Annotated in this window: 13 protein-coding genes; 5 read left to right on the forward strand and 8 right to left on the reverse strand. The window is 69.2% G+C overall.

The genetic code is table 11. From position 1 onward, the window contains the following. Window positions 1-77: 77 nt before the first annotated feature. Window positions 78-1082: a LacI family DNA-binding transcriptional regulator gene (locus RU09_RS02245; RefSeq protein ID WP_042537017.1), complete on the reverse strand. Its 1005-nt coding sequence runs from the start codon at window positions 1080-1082 to the stop codon at window positions 78-80. A gap of 73 nt (window positions 1083-1155) precedes the next feature. On the opposite strand from RU09_RS02245, the gene RU09_RS02250 reads away from it, so the two are divergent. Then, complete coding sequence (locus tag RU09_RS02250) at window positions 1156-2202, forward strand: M24 family metallopeptidase (RefSeq protein WP_231567449.1); 1047 nt, start codon at window positions 1156-1158, stop codon at window positions 2200-2202. Between the two features lie 109 nt (window positions 2203-2311). Here the strand turns inward: RU09_RS02250 and RU09_RS02255 are convergent, their stop codons facing one another. Then, window positions 2312-3319, reverse strand: coding sequence for a LacI family DNA-binding transcriptional regulator (locus tag RU09_RS02255; RefSeq protein ID WP_042537018.1), 1008 nt, complete (start codon window positions 3317-3319; stop codon window positions 2312-2314). Between the two features lie 150 nt (window positions 3320-3469). Between RU09_RS02255 and RU09_RS02260 the strand changes: the two genes are divergently transcribed. Genes RU09_RS02260 through rhaS form a run of 4 tightly spaced genes read left to right on the forward strand, consistent with a single transcriptional unit; the run spans window position 3470 to window position 8181 of the window. Beyond that, window positions 3470-4999, forward strand: a complete 1530-nt coding sequence (locus tag RU09_RS02260) for a sugar ABC transporter ATP-binding protein (RefSeq protein ID WP_042537021.1) — start codon at window positions 3470-3472, stop codon at window positions 4997-4999. After that, window positions 4996-6027 (forward strand): ABC transporter permease, encoded by a 1032-nt coding sequence (locus RU09_RS02265; protein ID WP_042537024.1) that lies wholly within the window; start codon window positions 4996-4998, stop codon window positions 6025-6027. The genes RU09_RS02260 and RU09_RS02265 overlap by 4 nt, the downstream gene beginning before the upstream one ends. Continuing rightward, the gene (locus RU09_RS02270) at window positions 6024-7076 is read left to right on the forward strand and encodes an ABC transporter permease (RefSeq protein ID WP_042537026.1); all 1053 of its coding nucleotides are present in this window, start codon (window positions 6024-6026) and stop codon (window positions 7074-7076) included. The genes RU09_RS02265 and RU09_RS02270 overlap by 4 nt, the downstream gene beginning before the upstream one ends. 55 nt (window positions 7077-7131) lie before the next feature. Beyond that, window positions 7132-8181: a rhamnose ABC transporter substrate-binding protein gene (gene rhaS / locus RU09_RS02275; protein ID WP_042537028.1), complete on the forward strand. Its 1050-nt coding sequence runs from the start codon at window positions 7132-7134 to the stop codon at window positions 8179-8181. 216 nt (window positions 8182-8397) lie between these two features. Here rhaS and RU09_RS02280 read toward each other — a convergent pair whose 3' ends face one another. The 6 genes from RU09_RS02280 to RU09_RS02305 all read right to left on the reverse strand — a co-directional run bounded on the left by RU09_RS02280 (window position 8398) and on the right by RU09_RS02305 (window position 15375). Then, window positions 8398-9795 (reverse strand): rhamnulokinase, encoded by a 1398-nt coding sequence (locus tag RU09_RS02280; RefSeq protein ID WP_042537030.1) that lies wholly within the window; start codon window positions 9793-9795, stop codon window positions 8398-8400. Further along, the gene (locus tag RU09_RS02285; RefSeq protein WP_042537032.1) at window positions 9792-11828 is read right to left on the reverse strand and encodes a bifunctional rhamnulose-1-phosphate aldolase/short-chain dehydrogenase; all 2037 of its coding nucleotides are present in this window, start codon (window positions 11826-11828) and stop codon (window positions 9792-9794) included. The genes RU09_RS02280 and RU09_RS02285 overlap by 4 nt, the downstream gene beginning before the upstream one ends. Then, a complete protein-coding gene (locus tag RU09_RS02290; RefSeq protein ID WP_042537035.1) occupies window positions 11825-12679 on the reverse strand; it encodes an alpha/beta hydrolase in 855 nt (284 codons plus the stop codon). The genes RU09_RS02285 and RU09_RS02290 overlap by 4 nt, the downstream gene beginning before the upstream one ends. A gap of 76 nt (window positions 12680-12755) precedes the next feature. After that, entirely contained in the window at window positions 12756-13922 is a 1167-nt protein-coding gene (rhaI, locus tag RU09_RS02295) for an L-rhamnose isomerase (RefSeq protein ID WP_042537037.1), read from the reverse strand. Then, the gene (locus RU09_RS02300; protein ID WP_042537040.1) at window positions 13919-14317 is read right to left on the reverse strand and encodes an L-rhamnose mutarotase; all 399 of its coding nucleotides are present in this window, start codon (window positions 14315-14317) and stop codon (window positions 13919-13921) included. Before RU09_RS02300 ends, rhaI begins: the two co-directional genes overlap by 4 nt. A 92-nt stretch (window positions 14318-14409) precedes the next feature. Next, complete coding sequence (locus tag RU09_RS02305) at window positions 14410-15375, reverse strand: serine hydrolase domain-containing protein (RefSeq protein WP_042537042.1); 966 nt, start codon at window positions 15373-15375, stop codon at window positions 14410-14412. Window positions 15376-15382 lie beyond the last annotated feature (7 nt).

The raw sequence follows: 15382 nt of genomic DNA on the forward strand, positions 1-15382 counted from the left end.
TTCTGTGATCTCGAACTCAGGAAACGTTTTCTCGACGATAGCACAGGGCGGAAGCCGAGCACTCGGGCGGAGGCGGCTCAGTCCTCGCGCGGGGCGGAGGTGCTTCCGCGCACGACCAGGGTCGGCGTCAGCGTGAGCGCCGGGGTGGGTTCGCCGCCGGTGAGTTGGGCGTGCATGGCGGCCCAGGCTGCTGCGCCGAGATCGACAGCCGGAACCGCCGCGGTCGTGAGCGGCGGCGACGTGTAGGCGGCGAACGGGATGTCGTCGAAGCCGGTGATCGACAGCTGGCCCGGTACCTCGACGCGGCGCACGGTCAGCGCCGAGAGGAGGCCCATCGCGACGAGGTCGTTGTAGGCGATCACGGCGGTCGCACCGCTCGCGAGCACCTGATCGGCGACGGCCGTGCCGCTGTCGAAGTCGACCCCCGCGGTGATCTCCTCGACCTCGAGCCGGTCGAGCCGGGAGACCGCTGCGGCGATCGCCTCCTGTCGCGCCTTGTGCGTCACGCTGCGCGTCGCTCCGGCGAGATAGACCAGCCGGCGGTGGCCGAGAGACGTCAGATGGTCGACGATCTCGCGCATGCCCAAGCCGTAGTCGGCGCCGACGACGGGAGCGCTGATCTGCGGCCCGCGGTTGATCACGACGGCGGGGGAGAGCGCGGGCAGCAGCGTCGCGAGCTCCTCTTCGGGCATTCGAGGAGCGCACAGGATCACGCCGTCGGTGCGCAGTCGTGTCGCCCTGGCGAGCGCGTGCTCCTCGTCGAGATCTTCGCGGGAATCGGCGACGAGCACGTGGTAACCATCGGCAGTCGCTGCACGGCTGAGCCCGCGGAGGACCGCCTGGAAGGTCGGGTTCTCGAGATCCGGGATGACGACCGCGACCGTCTGGGTGCGGCCGAGCACCAGACTCCGAGCCACCGGGTTCGCGGTGTAGCCGAGTTCGGCGGCGGCGGCCCGCACGCGCTCCGCGAGAGCGTGGTCGACCGTGGGGTTTCCGTTCATCGCCCGTGACACGGTCGACAGCGAGACGCCGGCGAGCTTCGCGACGTCGGTGATGCCGGGGCGAGAGGATTCGCGTGCCATCAGCATCCCTCCATTCCGCGATCGGTCACGGCTGTCGTCATACTACGAGAAAACGTTCTACGAGGAGGATCGCGTGGCCGGAGCATCCGAAGACCGCATCGAGAAGCAGGATCGTCTCGCGCGAGTGCGGCGCGACGTCGATGGTGCGACGCTCGTGCTCACCTCGCACGAGGCGGTGTCGTGGTACCTCGAGGGCGCGCGCACGCATGTGTCGCTCGCGGGTCCGCCGGTGCTCGCGGTGCGCGCGGAGACGCACGGAGATGTGCTGTTCGTCGCCGCGAACGAGGCGGATCGACTGATCGCCGAAGAGCTGCTGCCGGAGGATGCCGAGCGCGTGGTGCGGGTGCCGTGGTGGATCCCGCCGTCGATCGCGGCGGCCGAGCGGTCGGGCGTTCCGGAGTCGCAGGTGGCGGCAGAGCTCCGCGCAGCGCGAGCGCGGATGCTGCCCGCCGAGACCGCGAGGTACCGAATCCTCGGGCGCGAGACGGCCGAGACCTTGACCGATGTGCTGAGCCGGGTCGGATCGGATCAGACCGAGCGCGCGGTCGCGGCGGTGGTCGCCGCGGAGTTCATCGCCCGGGGGATCGATCCGCTCGTCGTGCTCGTCGCCGGCGCTGATCGCGGTGCGTTCCGGCATCCGCTTCCGACCGCGGGCGTGCTCGGAGATCGGGCCATGGTCGTGGTGTGCGGTCGCCGTGACGGGCTGATCGCCAACGCCACCCGCTGGATCGGAGCACCTGTCGACGAGGAACCGCTGCTCGGCGTGGAGCGTGCTTTCCTCGACGCATCGGTGCCGGGCGCTCGCCTTGACGAGGCGTTCGCCGCGGGCACGGCGGCGTACGCCCGCTTCGGCTTCGACGCCGACGAGTGGCAGCGGCACCACCAGGGTGGGCCGAGCGGCTATGCCGGACGCGACCCCCGCGCTGCGGCGTCCACGGTCGATCGTCTCGTCGAGAATCAGGCGTTCGCGTGGAATCCGACCGCACCGGGGCTCAAGGTCGAGGACACCATGCTGCGCACGGCGGAGGGCTGGGACGTGCTGACGGTCGACGACCGCTGGCCGTCCGTCGAATATGAGGGACTGCGGCGTCCGGTCGCGAGGGCGTACTGGGCTCGCTGAGGGCGGCTCCTGCGGGACGGACGGCTGCTGATCATCCGCGTGTCAGGCGGCAGCCAACCGGGAATCGGTCAGCCATCCGTCCCGCAACGCTGCGCCGCGGACGGACCGGTCAGCCGCTCGTCGAGCTGCGCACGATCAGCTCGGGCGGGAACACGGTCTGCCGGGGGATGCTCTCAGGGTCGGCCGCCTCTTCGAGCACGATCCGCAGCGCGGTGCGCCCGATCATGCGGCTGGGCTGGCGGATCGATGACAGCGGGACTGCGGCGGCCGCGGCGAACGGGTTGTCGTCGAAGCCGATCAGAGCGATCTCCTGCGGCACGAGCAGGCGTCCACCGGCCACGAGCGACTGCAGCAGGCCGAGGGCGAGCAGGTCGTTCGCGGCGAAGAGAGCATCCGGCCACTCGCGGCGCGGGCGGGTGAGCAGGCGCGCGCCCGCGGCGACGCCCTCCTCGACGGTCATCGCCGCAGTCGGAACGACCTCGAGCTCGACGTGCACGGCCGCGTTCTCGGCCGCGGCACGAGCGCCGGCGAGACGGTCGGTGACCTGGCGCATGTCGAAGGGGCCGCCGACGAAGGCGATGCGCCGCCGACCTCCCTCGATCAGATGCTCGACCGCGAGCCGCCCGCCCGCGACGCTGTCGACCGAGACCGACGAGAACCCGCTGTCGGCGCTGAACCGGTCGACGAGCACCGTCGCGATGCCGCTCGCGCGGAACCTGCGCAGCTGCGTCATGACGTCGCCGTAGGGGGCGATGAGCAGACCGCGCACCTGCTGCTCGCGGAACAGATCGAGGTAGACCTTCTCCCGCGAGGGGTCGTCGTCGGTGTTGCCGTAGAGGATCGCGATGCCGTGGCTCGATGCCTCGTCCTCCGCCCCGCGCACGACGTCGTTGTAGAAGGGGTTCTGGCCGTCGAGCACCACGAATCCCACGGTCGTGCTGACACCGGCTCGCAGCTTGCGTGCCGCGTCATTGCGCACATAGCCGAGTTCTTCGATCGCCTGCGTGACACGTTCGACCGAGTCGCTGGAGACCTCGTCCGGCCGATTCAACACGTTCGAGACCGTGCCGACGGAGACGCCCGCACGGACGGCGACATCGCGGATGCTGATCGGCATTCGGCTGTCCTCTCGTCGTCGGGCGGATCACGCTTCGGCATCGGGGGTTGACCTGAGACCGGCATCACATACACTAGCCTGAAACGAGCTTGAATCGATTCAGGTAAAGTTCATTCCGATCATCATCCCCCTCAACGGAGAGGAAAGCCAGTGGTAGACGCAGCCTCCGCCCGCAGCGCTCCCCCCACCGCGCTCGAGCTGCATCGGGTCGTGAAGTCCTTCGGCCCCGTCGTCGCGCTCCGCTCCGGCAGCCTGACGCTCCGCCCCGGTTCCATCCACGCCCTCATCGGCGAGAACGGAGCGGGCAAGTCCACGCTCGTGAAGATCATGGCCGGTCTCTACCGTCGTGACTCGGGGGACTTCCGCCTGCACGGCGAAGACGTCGACTTCACCAGCACGGCCCAGTCGAAGGCCGCAGGCATCGCGGTCATCTACCAGGAGCCGACGCTGTTCCCCGATCTCTCGGTGACCGAGAACATCTTCATGGGGCGTCAGCCCACCGGACTCCTCGGACGCATCGACCGCAAAGCCATGCGCACCGAGGTCGACCAGATCTTCCGTCGCCTGGGAGTGACGCTCGACCCCGACCGCATCACCGAGGGTCTCTCGATCGCCGACCAGCAGATCATCGAGATCGCCAAGGCCATCTCGCTCGACGCGAGCGTGCTGATCATGGACGAGCCGACCGCGGCGCTCAGCGGCGTCGAGGTCGACCGTCTGTTCGCCGTCGCGCGGAGTCTCCGCGACGAGGGCCGCGCGATCCTCTTCATCTCGCATCGCTTCGACGAGGTGTTCGACCTGTGCGACACGGTGACCGTGATGCGCGACGGCGCCTACATCGACACGACCCCGATCGCCGAGACCACGGTCGACGACCTGGTCAGGCAGATGGTCGGTCGCGACGTCACCGAGCTCTTCCCCAAGCAGGAGGCCGCGATCGGCGAACCGCTGCTCGAGGTCACCGGCCTCACCCGCCCCGGTGTCTTCCACGACATCTCCTTCACCGTTCGCGCGGGCGAGATCGTCGCCCTGGCCGGCCTCGTCGGGGCAGGGCGCTCCGAAGTCGCCCGTGCCGTCTTCGGCGTCGATCCGTACAGCGACGGAGAGGTGCGGATGCTCGGCGCAGGCGTCGCACGCCGCAACCCCACCGCGGCGATGCGCAGCGGCCTCGCGCTCGTCCCCGAGGACCGCCGCAAGCAGGGGCTCGTCATCGATGCGGGTGTCGGCGGCAACATCACTCTCGCGATCCGTCGGCGCCTGTCGAAGTGGGGTCTGATCACCAGCGGCATCGAGAACCGTGCGGCGAAGGAGTGGGCATCGCGCCTCGAGGTCAAGACGCACGCGCTCGACACCGTCGCCGCCACCCTCTCGGGCGGAAACCAGCAGAAGGTCGTGCTGGCCAAGTGGCTGGCAACCGACCCGCGGGTGCTGATCATCGACGAGCCGACACGAGGCATCGATGTCGGCACGAAGTCCGAGGTGCACCGCCTGCTCTCGCAGCTCGCGGGCGAGGGCCTCGGGATCCTGATGATCTCGTCGGAGCTCCCCGAAGTCCTCGGCATGGCAGACCGCGTGCTCGTGATGCGCGAAGGGCGCATCACCGCCGAGATCTCCCGCGACGACGCCACCAGCGAGAACGTCATGTTCGCCGCCACCCACTCATCGGAGCTGCAGTCATGAGCCTCACCACCGCGCCGGCGGCCGCCGCTCCGGCGATCGCCAAGAAGCCGGGCGGCATCGGCCGTGCACGGGAGTTCGGCATCCTCGCCGCCCTCGTGCTCGTCGTGATCGCCGCCACGGTGAAGAACCCCAACTTCCTGTTCAGCGCCGACGGCTGGCGCGACCTGCTGCTGACGCCGTCGATCCTCATGCTCGTCGCGGTCGGCCAGGCCATCGTGATCATCACCCGCAACGTCGACCTCTCGGTCGGCTCGGTCATGGGCCTGACGGCATATCTCACCGGACGCCTCTTCGTCGACGTGCCCGGCATCCCGATCGTCGTCGTCGTGATCGCAGCCGTGCTGCTCGGAGCCTTCCTCGGTCTCGTGAACGGCGCCCTGGTCGCATTCGCCAAGGTGCCGGCGATGGTGATCACACTCGGCACGCTCTATGCCTACCGCGGCATCAACGTGCTGTGGACCGGCAGCGATCGCATCAACGCCTCCGACATGCCGAAGGACTTCCTCGCGCTCGGCACCCAGCAGATCCTCTTCATCCCGGTGCTGTCGATCGTCGCGGTGATCGTGCTCGCACTGGCCGCCTGGTATCTGCGCAACACCAGGGGCGGCCGCGAGTACTACGCGATCGGATCCGACCCCTCGGCCGCCGAGCTCTACGGCCTCAAGGTCACCCGCCGGGTGCTCTCCGCGTTCGTGCTCTCCGGCGCGCTCGCCGGGCTGGCCGGCGTCTTCTACGCCGCGCGCTACGGATCGATCAGCTCACAGGCCGGCAGCGGCTGGGAGTTGGATGCGGTCGGCGCGGCCGTGATCGGCGGCATCGCGATCACCGGCGGTGTCGGCACGGTCTGGGGTGCGGCCATCGGCGCCATGCTCCTGATGACCATCAACCGCGCACTGCCGATTCTCGGCATCCCCGACTTCTGGCAGCGCGCCGTGGTCGGCGTGCTCATCATCGGGGCCATCGTGCTCGACCGGGTGCTCGCGGTCAGACAGAGACGCCAGCTCATCGAAGCGAGGGACGAATCATGACCACGGCAACGACGACCACGTCGACGCGCGTCATCCGCGACTACGACCGGCCCCTGTGGCGTCGCATCTTCGTCAACCGCGAGTTCGCGATCATCGCGCTGCTCGTGCTGGTGGCGATCGTCGCGGCCGTCACGATCCGCGGCTTCGCGCAGCCGATCACGGCGAACTACCTCCTGCTCGATGTCGCGCCCATTCTGCTGATCGCGCTGCCGATGACGCTCGTGATGATCACCGGCGAGATCGACCTGTCGGTCGGCTCCATGGTCGGACTCGCCAGCGTCGTGACCGGTGTGCTCACCGAGTCGGGTGCGCCGTTCGAGGTCGCAGCCCTGGCGGCGCTGCTGGTCGGAGTCGTGGGAGGGGCCTTCAACGGCTTCCTCGTCACGGTCGTCGGCCTGCCCTCGCTCGCCGTCACGATCGGCACACTCGCGCTCTTCCGCGGCCTCGCGGTCGGCCTGCTCGGCACCACCGCGGTCACCGACTTCCCGGAGACGTGGACGGCGCTGGCGAAGGCGAAGATCGCCGGCACGACGATCCCGTACATCGTGATCCCGTTCCTGATCCTGCTGGTGCTGTTCGCCGTGCTGCTGCACTTCACCCCCTTCGGTCGGGGCATCTTCGCGATCGGACTCTCGAAGGACGCAGCGCGCTTCTCGGGCGTCGATGTCGAACGCACGAAGTTCATCCTGTTCGTGCTCTCGGGTGTCGTCGCCGCGTTCGCCGGCATCTTCTACACGCTGCGGTTCGGCAGCGCCCGCGGAGACAACGCCACCGGCCTCGAACTGCAGGTGATCGCGGCCGTCGTGCTCGGCGGAGTCTCGGTCTTCGGCGGACGGGGTCACCTGCACGGCGTCGTCGCCGCGGTGCTCCTGATCGGGGTGCTCGGCAGCAGCCTGCGCCTCGCCGGCGTCACCTCCGACGTCATCAACATCATCACCGGCGGTCTGCTGATCTTCTCGGTCGTCGCAGCCAGCGTCCTCGCCTGGGCGCAGCGCGTCAGGTCGAAGGCCGGCCCGCCCCTCCGCGTAGCGGCCTCTCCCGCACCATGAGGCAGCCTCTCATCGTCGGCACCCGCCAGCGGTGATCATCACGAAAGGAAGAACAATGACGTTTGCACGCAAGAAGATCGCGGGGTTCGCGGCGGTCGCCGTGGCCGCAGCGCTCGTGCTGAGCGGCTGCGCCGACACCAGCGGCGGCACCGGCGGCTCGGGTTCGGGCGAGGGCGAAGGCGGCGGGTCCGACAACCTGTCGATCACGTTCCTGCCCAAGAACCTCGGAAACCCCTACTTCGACACCTCGAGCGAGGGCGGCAAGACGGCCGTCGACGAGTTCGGCGGCACGTTCGCCGAGGTCGGCCCGGCCGAGGCCACGCCCGACGCGCAGGTCAGCTACATCAACACCGCGACGCAGCAGGCCGTCGGTGCGCTGGTCGTCTCGGCCAACGACCCCAAGGCGATCTGCGATGCGCTGAACGAGGCTCGCGACGCCGGCGTCAAGGTCGTCACCTTCGACTCCGACACGAACCCCGAGTGCCGTGACCTGTTCATCAACCAGGCCGACTCCGAGGGCATCGCCAAGGTGCAGGTCGACCTGATCGCCGACCAGATCGGTGGAGCGGGCGAGGTCGCGATCCTGTCGGCATCCGCCAACGCGACCAACCAGAACGCGTGGATCGAACTCATGGAGGAGTACGTCGCCAGCGAGTACCCCGACATCACCATCGTCGAGACCGTCTACGGCGACGACGACGACCAGACGTCGTTCGACAAGACTGCGGCCCTGCTGCAGAGCCACCCGAACCTGAAGGGCATCATCTCGCCCACCACGGTCGGCATCGCGGCTGCCGCGCGCTACGTCTCGACCTCGGACTACAAGGGCAAGGTCGCGATCACCGGTCTCGGCACCCCGAACCAGATGCGCGAGTACGTCGAAGACGGCACCGTCACCGCGTTCGCGCTGTGGAACCCGGCCGACCTCGGCTACCTGGCGGCCTTCGCGTCCAAGGCGCTGATCGAGGGCGAGATCACCGGCGAAGAGGGCGACACCTTCGAAGCCGGCGAGCTCGGCGAGTACACGGTCGGCGCTGACGGCGTCGTGCTGCTCGGCGACCCGTTCGAGTTCAACGCAGAGAACATCGGCGAGTTCGACTTCTGAGTCGGGTTCGTCGGGGGCGTCGGGCTTCGGCCCGGCGCCCCTTTCGTGTGCCGGGGGCAGGGCGCAGCGCTCCGCCCGTCCTGCGAGTGTCCCGCGCGACACACGTGCATGCCGAAGCACGGATGGATGCCGAGAAAGGGTGTTCTCGGCATCCATCCGTGATCCGGGCAGCCGACTGCGCACAGTGGCGTCAGCCGCCCGAGCGGTGCGAGCGGGTCAGCGCGGGTCGAAGCGCTCGGGCTCGTGGGTCGCGGCGACGAGTGCTCGCAGCTCCTCGAGGGAGTCGGGAGCGGCGCCCAGAGCGCGCGCCTGCACGAGCACGTTGCCGAGAGCGGTCGCCTCGACGGGGCCCGCGAGCACGGGAAGACCGGTGCGATCGGCCGTCGCCTGGCACAGCAGGCGGTTCAGCGAGCCGCCTCCGACCAGGTGGATGCTGTCGAGCTCGCGCCCTGACAGATCGGATGCCGTCTGCACGGCACCCGCGAATGCCGTGGCGATCGACTCGACGATCGACCGTGCGAACGCGGGCCTCGATGACGGCGCTTCTGACCCGAGCAGCGCCGTGATGCGCGCGGGCATGTCTCCCGGTGCGCTGAGCGAGGAGTCGTCGGCGTCGAAGATCGGCACGTCGCCCGTGACCGCGGATGCCGCAGTCAGCAGCTCGGACAGGTCGATCGACGTTCCGTCTTCCGTCTCCCACGCGCGCACGGTCTCGCTGAGCAGCCAGAGGCCGGTGACGTTGTGCAGGAACCGGTAGCGGCCGTCGACGCCGAGCTCGTGCGTGAAGTTGGCCCCGCGCGCAGCATCGGTCAGCACCGGTTCGGTCAGCTCGACGCCGACCAAGCCCCAGGTGCCGCACGAGATGTACGCGGAGTGCGGGGTCGACAGCGGAGCGGCGACGACGGCGGATGCCGTGTCGTGCGAGCCGACCGCGATCACGGGCAGCTCCTTGCCGACGCGTTCAGCGAGCTCGGGTCGCAGGGTGCCGATCGTCTCGCCCGGATCGACGAGCGTCGGCAGGATGCCCGACGGGATGCCGAGGCGCTCGGCCAGCTCGCTGTCCCACTCGCCCGATTCGACGCCGAGCAGTCCGGTGGTCGAGGCATTCGTGCGTTCGGCGACGGACGTTCCGGTGAGCAGGAAGGCGATGAGGTCGGGGATCAGCAGCGCCGTGTCGGCGTCGGCGAGACGCGCGTCGACCCCGTACTGATAGAGCGTGTTGAACGGCAGGAACTGCAGCCCGTTGCGCTGATACAGCTCGGCGAAAGGCGCCTCGGCGTGCACCTCCGCGACGCCGCGCACGGTGCGGTCGTCGCGATAGTGGAACGGCTCAGCGAGAAGCCCGCCGTCCTTCACGAGGCCGTAGTCGACGGCCCACGAATCGATGCCGATGCTCTCGATGCCCGGCTCGCGACGAACGGCCTCGGCGAGGCCTGCGACGACATGCTCGTAGAGAGCGCCGAAGTCCCAGTGCAGTCCGTCTTCGCGCTCGACGGGCCCGTTCGGGAACCGTGAGACGAGCTCGAGGTCGAGCCGGCCGTCGCCGATCCGCCCGATCATGACGCGACCGCTGGTCGCCCCGAGGTCGACGGCGGCGACGGCGCGGACAGTCATCGCAGGAACGCCGCGGCGACGCCGGAGTCGACCGGGATGTGCAGACCGGTCGTGCGGCTGAGCTCGGGGCCCGTCAGCACATAGACGGCATCCGCGACGTTCTCGGGAACGACCTCGCGCTTGAGGATCGTGCGGTTGGCGTAGAACTGACCGAGGTCCTCCTCGGCGACGCCGTAGGTCGCGGCGCGGTTCGCGCCCCAGCCCGAGGCGAAGATGCCAGAGCCGCGCACGACGCCGTCGGGGTTGATGCCGTTGACGCGGATGCCGAACTCGCCGAGCTCGACGGCCAGCAGTCGCACCTGGTGGGCCTGGTCGGCCTTGGTCGCCGAGTACGCGATGTTGTTCGGGCCGGCGAAGACGGAGTTCTTCGACGAGATGTAGATGATGTCTCCGCCGAGCTTCTGGTCGATCAGCACGCGGGCTGCCGCCTTCGACACGAGGAACGAGCCCTTGGCCATGACATCGTGCTGCAGATCCCAATCCTTCTCGGTGGTCTCGAGCAGCGGCTTCGAGAGCGAGAGTCCGGCGTTGTTGACGACGAGGTCGACGCCGCCGAACGCGAGCACGGCGTCGTTCAGCGCGGCCTGGATCGCATCGGCGTCGGCGACGTTCGCCGCGACGCCGATAGCGACGTCGGTGTTGCCGAGCTCGGCCGCGGCGGCCTGGGCCTTCTCGAGGTCGAGGTCGGCGATGACGACGCAGGCGCCCTCGGCCGCGAGGCGGGTGGCGATGGCCTTGCCGATGCCGCTGGCAGCCCCGGTGACGAACGCGATGCGGCCCTGGTGCGACTTCGGCTTCGGCATGCGCTGGAGCTTCGCCTCTTCGAGCGCCCAGTACTCGATGTCGAACTTCTCGGCGTCGGAGATGGGGGAGTAGGTCGACAGCGCCTCGGCCCCGCGCATGACGTTGATCGCGTTGACGTAGAACTCGCCGGCGACGCGGGCGGTCTGCTTGTTCGCCCCGTACGAGAACATGCCGATGCCGGGAACGAGCACGATGAGCGGGTCGGCGCCGCGGATCGCCGGAGACTCGGCCGTCGCGTGCGCGTCGTAGTAGGCCTGGTAGTCGGCGCGGTACTCGGCGTGCAGCTCGTGCAGGCGGGCGATCTGCTCGTCGAGGGATGCCGTGACGGGCAGGTCGAGGATCAGCGGCTTGACCTTGGTGCGCAGGAAGTGGTCGGGGCAGCTGGTGCCGAGAGCGGCGAGCTCGGGGGCCCGGTCGGAGGCGAGGAAGTCGAGCACGACGTCGGAGTCGGCGAAGTGGCCGACCATCGGCTTGTCGGTCGACGCGATGCCGCGGACGGTGCCGGCGAGGGCGGCGGCGCGCTCACGACGCTCGGCTTCGGGGAGGGCCTCGAAGCCGGCACGGACACCGCCGAACGGGTCGGCCTTGCCGTTGGCCTCGATGTAGGCGGCGGCGGTGTCGATGATCCACAGCGAGTTGGCCTCGGCCTCCTCCGACGTGTCACCCCAGGCCGTGATGCCGTGTCCACCGAGGATCGTGCCGATCGCCTGCGGGTTCTTCTCCTTGATCGCGGCGATGTCGAGTCCGAGCTGGAAGCCCGGGCGACGCCACGGCACCCACACGACCTTGTCGCCGAAGATCTTCGCGGTCAGCTCTTCGCCGTCGGCGGCGGTGGCGATCGCGATGCCCGAGTCGGGGTGCAGGTGGTCGACGTGTGCGGCATCGACGAGGCCGTGCATCGCGGTGTCGATCGACGGGGCGGCGCCGCCCTTGCCGTGCAGGCAGTAGTCGAACGCGGCGACCATCTCGTCTTCTCGGTCGAGGCCGGGATACACGTCGACGAGCGCGCGCATGCGGTCGAGGCGCAGCACAGCCAGGCCCTGCTCCGTGAGGGTCCCCAGGTCTCCGCCCGATCCCTTGACCCACATCAGCTCGACAGGCTGACCGGTGACCGGGTCGGTCTCGGTGCCCTTGGCCGACGTGTTGCCGCCCGCGTAGTTGGTGTTCTTGGGATCGGCGCCCAGGCGGTTCGACCGCTCGATGAGGGCGGCGGCGGTGGGGTTGGTCATGACTGTTCCTTGTGCTCGGAGGACGTGGCGAGGATGCGGGCGGCGAAGCGATCGATCGATGCGGTCGCCGCCGCGAGTTCTGGCTGGTTGAGGTGGCCGTGGCGGGTGTTCGGCTCGGTGGAGATGTCGAGGGCGATGCCGGCGTCGCGCAGCAAGGCGCCGAACGCCTCGCCCGAGACGCGGAGCTCGTCGACCTCGCCGTTGATCATGATCGTGGCGGGGAAGTGCGAGAGCTGAGCGGGGGATGCCGTGCCCGGAACGGCGTAGACCTCGGCAGCCGAGACCGGGCCTCCGAGATAGTTCTCATACATTCCACGCACGGCTTCGGGGCCGAAGGTGTCGGCCTCGGGGTCGGCATCGAGTGCGGCGCGAAGTGCAGCATCCGGTGTGCCCTGCACGGCATGCAGCGTCGGGTAGGCGAGCACTGCGAGTGCCGCGAAAGGGCCTGCGCCATGGCTGAGACGGAGTGCCGCACCGGTCGCGAGGTTGCCGCCGGCACTCGCACCGCCGATCGACCACGGGCCTTCCGCGAGATCGGAGGCGACTGCCCATCGGAACGCGTGCTCCACTTCGTCGGAGGCGACGGGGTAGTGCACGCCCTCGCGTTCGGGTGCGTCCGCCGCAGCGGCCCAGACACGAGGGAACGGAGCGAGGGCGTAGTCCACCGAGACCACGACGATGCCGCGATCGGCGAAGCTCCGCGCGACCCAGTCGGCTTCGGGCATGTCGATCTCGCCCGCGGCGAATCCGCCGCCGTGCACCCAGACCAGCCCGGGCCCCGCGGGGTTCTCCGGCTCGTACACGCGCACGCGCAACGGTCCATGCGGACCGTCGAGCACCTGGTCTCTCACAGCGTCATCCGTTCTGTCGATGGGACGTCGGGGCGCGGGGATCGGCTCCCGCACCCCGACGAGTCAGGATGCGCGCTCAGGCGCCCCAGCCGGCCTGCACGCCGCCGACGCGGTCGGCAGCGATCTTCTGCTGGTAGCCCGACTCGGCGTAGGCCTTCATCGGGTCGGCGGCGAGTCCGCGCGACTCGCGCCACTCGGCCAGGGCCGGGCGCACATCGGTGTAGAACGCGTCCATGAACACGGCGTTGGCGGCCAGCACGTCGCCCGACTTCTGCGCGGCGGTCAGCGCATCGCGGTCGACGATCAGCGCGCGGGCCGTCATCTCCTGCACGTTGAGCACCGAGCGGATCTGACCGGGGATCTTGTCTTCGACGTTGTGGCACTGGTCGAGCATGAACGCCACGTCGGGGTTGTTCAGGCCGCCGCCGCGGACGACCTCGAACAGGATGCGGAACAGCTGGAACGGGTCGGCCGCGCCCACGATGAGGTCGTCGTCGGCGTAGAAGCGCGAGTTGAAGTCGAACGAGCCGAGCTTGCCCAGGCGCAGCAGCTGCATGACGATGAACTCGATGTTCGTGCCGGGGGCGTGGTGGCCGGTGTCGAGGCACACCATGGCCTTGTCGCCGAGCGACGAGACCTGGGCGTACGACGTGCCCCAGTCGGGAACATCGGTGTGGTAGAAAGCCGGCTCGAAGAACTTGTACTCGAGCACGAGGCGCTGGTCGTCGCCGAGGCGCGCGTAGATCTGCTGGAGCGACTCCTGCAGGCGGTCCTGACGGCCGCGCAGGTCGGCCTGGCCCGGGTAGTTCGAGCCCTCGGCGAGCCAGATCTTCAGGTCGCGGCTGCCCGTGGCATCCATCACATCGATGCAGGCGAGGTGGTGGTCGATCGCCTTCTGACGGATCGTCGGGTCCTCATGGGTCAGGGCTCCGAACTTGTAGTCGTCGTCCTGGAATGTGTTCGAGTTGACCGTGCCGAGGGTGACGCCGAGGTCTTCGGCGTGCTTGCGGAGGTCGGAGAACGAGTCGACGAGGTCCCACGGGATGTGCAGAGCCACCGAGGGGGCGAGCGCGGTGTACTTGTTGACCTGCGCGGCATCCGCGATCTTCTCCCACGGGTCGCGCGGCGTGCCGGGCGTGCCGAACACCTTGAACCGGGTGCCGGAGTTGCCGAACGCCCAGCTGGGGAGTTCGATGCCCTGCTGCTCGAGAGCGGCGAGGTTGTCGGACGAGAGGATGCTCATGAGGCGCTGCCTTCGGTGTCGTTGCGGTTGTCGTTGTCGGTGTCGGGTTCGGGGGAGCCGCCGGCGTGGGCGAGCTGGTCTTCGAGGTGGAACACCTCGGTGAGCGCGGTGGCTGCCTGGTCGGGGCGGCCCTCGAGATCGACGAAGAAGCGCCCCATCTCGGCCTCCCAGCGCGCGGCGACGGAGGATGCGGCGAGGTAGGCCTGCGCTGCGGCATCGTCGTCGGTCTCGTAGTAGCCGACGAGCGTGCCGCCCTCCGCCAGGAACAGCGAGTAGTTGCGTCGGCCTGCGGCCGCGATCTCGGCCAGCATCTCGGGCCAGACGGGGGAGTGACGGGCGAGGTATTCGTCGAGCAGTTCAGGACGCACCTGCAACTGGAACGCGACGCGGGTCATGGGTGGTCTCTCTTCATCGAGGTTTTGAATCGTTTCATTCAATGTCTCAACACTAGACAGAGCCGATGGCCGTGTCAAGTGAAGGTCGGCGGCTACAGGGCCGCGACGATCGCGTTGTCGAGCTCGTCGGCGTCGACGCCGGGGCGCACCGCCGCGTTCGTGAGCAGCACCCAGCAGATCCCTGCGCCGGGGTGCACCCAGAACTCGGTGCCGGCCCAGCCGCCGTGGCCGTAGACGTCGCGGTCGACGAGCCCGGGCGCCCGCGAGCGCAGGTTGAACGCGAACCCCCAGTCCTGCCCGCGCCCGTCGGGGTAGGGGTCGAGGCGGGGGATGTCGCCGGTCAGCGGGCGCAGCATCATCGCCAGGCCGGCGGGAGACAGGATGCCGTCGCGCTCGCCGCGGCCGATGCGCAGCAGCTCGGCGCCGAGATGGAGCAGGTCCTCTGCGCGACCCAGCATCCCCGCACCGGGCGCACGCGTCGCGTGGAACCGGTCGAGGTCGAGCCCGCCCGCCGCGGCATCAGGGACGCCGACCGACTGCGCGGTGTCGAGGGTCAGTCCGATCGCGCCGATGCGGTGGGCCCACTCGAGGGTCCCGGCATCCCACGTCGTGTCGGTCGCGTGTTCGATCAGCGCGGCGATGCCCTCGAAGGCGATCGTCGAGTAGCGCGAGGCCGTTCCCGCAGCGAAGTCCCGCCCTCTCGTGAGCAGCTCCTGGCGCAGCGGCAGAGCCGTGTCGAGGGCGGGCTCGGAGATCCCGGAGGTGTGCGATGCGAGGTGCCGGAGTCGCACGATGTCATCGCGGGACGATCCGAAATCGGGCAGCGCATCAGTGAGGGGAGTGTTCGGTGTGAGCAGACCGCGCTCGATGGCTCTCGTCGCGGTGATGCCGGTGAGCACCTTGGTGATCGAGAACAGCGGGTACACGGCATCGGTCGCTGCCCCGAATCCCTCGAGGTCGACGATCCCGTCGGCGGTCGCCATGCCGAGCACCGCTGTCGGCAGGTGTTCCGCCTGCACGTGACGGCGCGCCCAGTCGAATGCTGCGTCGAAGGTCATGTGTGCT

The organism is Microbacterium sp. MEJ108Y (genome assembly GCF_000834175.1).
GTDB lineage: Bacteria > Actinomycetota > Actinomycetes > Actinomycetales > Microbacteriaceae > Microbacterium > Microbacterium forte.

Bases quoted from the DNA above. Each gene is read 5' to 3' on its own strand.
- RU09_RS02245 (WP_042537017.1), bottom strand. From the start codon at position 1,082: ATGGCACGCGAATCCTCTCGCCCCGGCATCACCGACGTCGCGAAGCTC.
- RU09_RS02255 (WP_042537018.1), bottom strand. From the start codon at position 3,319: ATGCCGATCAGCATCCGCGATGTCGCCGTCCGTGCGGGCGTCTCCGTC.
- RU09_RS02265 (WP_042537024.1), top strand. From the start codon at position 4,996: ATGAGCCTCACCACCGCGCCGGCGGCCGCCGCTCCGGCGATCGCCAAG.
- RU09_RS02270 (WP_042537026.1), top strand. From the start codon at position 6,024: ATGACCACGGCAACGACGACCACGTCGACGCGCGTCATCCGCGACTAC.
- rhaS (WP_042537028.1), top strand. From the start codon at position 7,132: ATGACGTTTGCACGCAAGAAGATCGCGGGGTTCGCGGCGGTCGCCGTG.
- RU09_RS02280 (WP_042537030.1), bottom strand. From the start codon at position 9,795: ATGACTGTCCGCGCCGTCGCCGCCGTCGACCTCGGGGCGACCAGCGGT.
- RU09_RS02285 (WP_042537032.1), bottom strand. From the start codon at position 11,828: ATGACCAACCCCACCGCCGCCGCCCTCATCGAGCGGTCGAACCGCCTG.
- rhaI (WP_042537037.1), bottom strand. From the start codon at position 13,922: ATGAGCATCCTCTCGTCCGACAACCTCGCCGCTCTCGAGCAGCAGGGC.
- RU09_RS02300 (WP_042537040.1), bottom strand. From the start codon at position 14,317: ATGACCCGCGTCGCGTTCCAGTTGCAGGTGCGTCCTGAACTGCTCGAC.
- RU09_RS02305 (WP_042537042.1), bottom strand. From the start codon at position 15,375: ATGACCTTCGACGCAGCATTCGACTGGGCGCGCCGTCACGTGCAGGCG.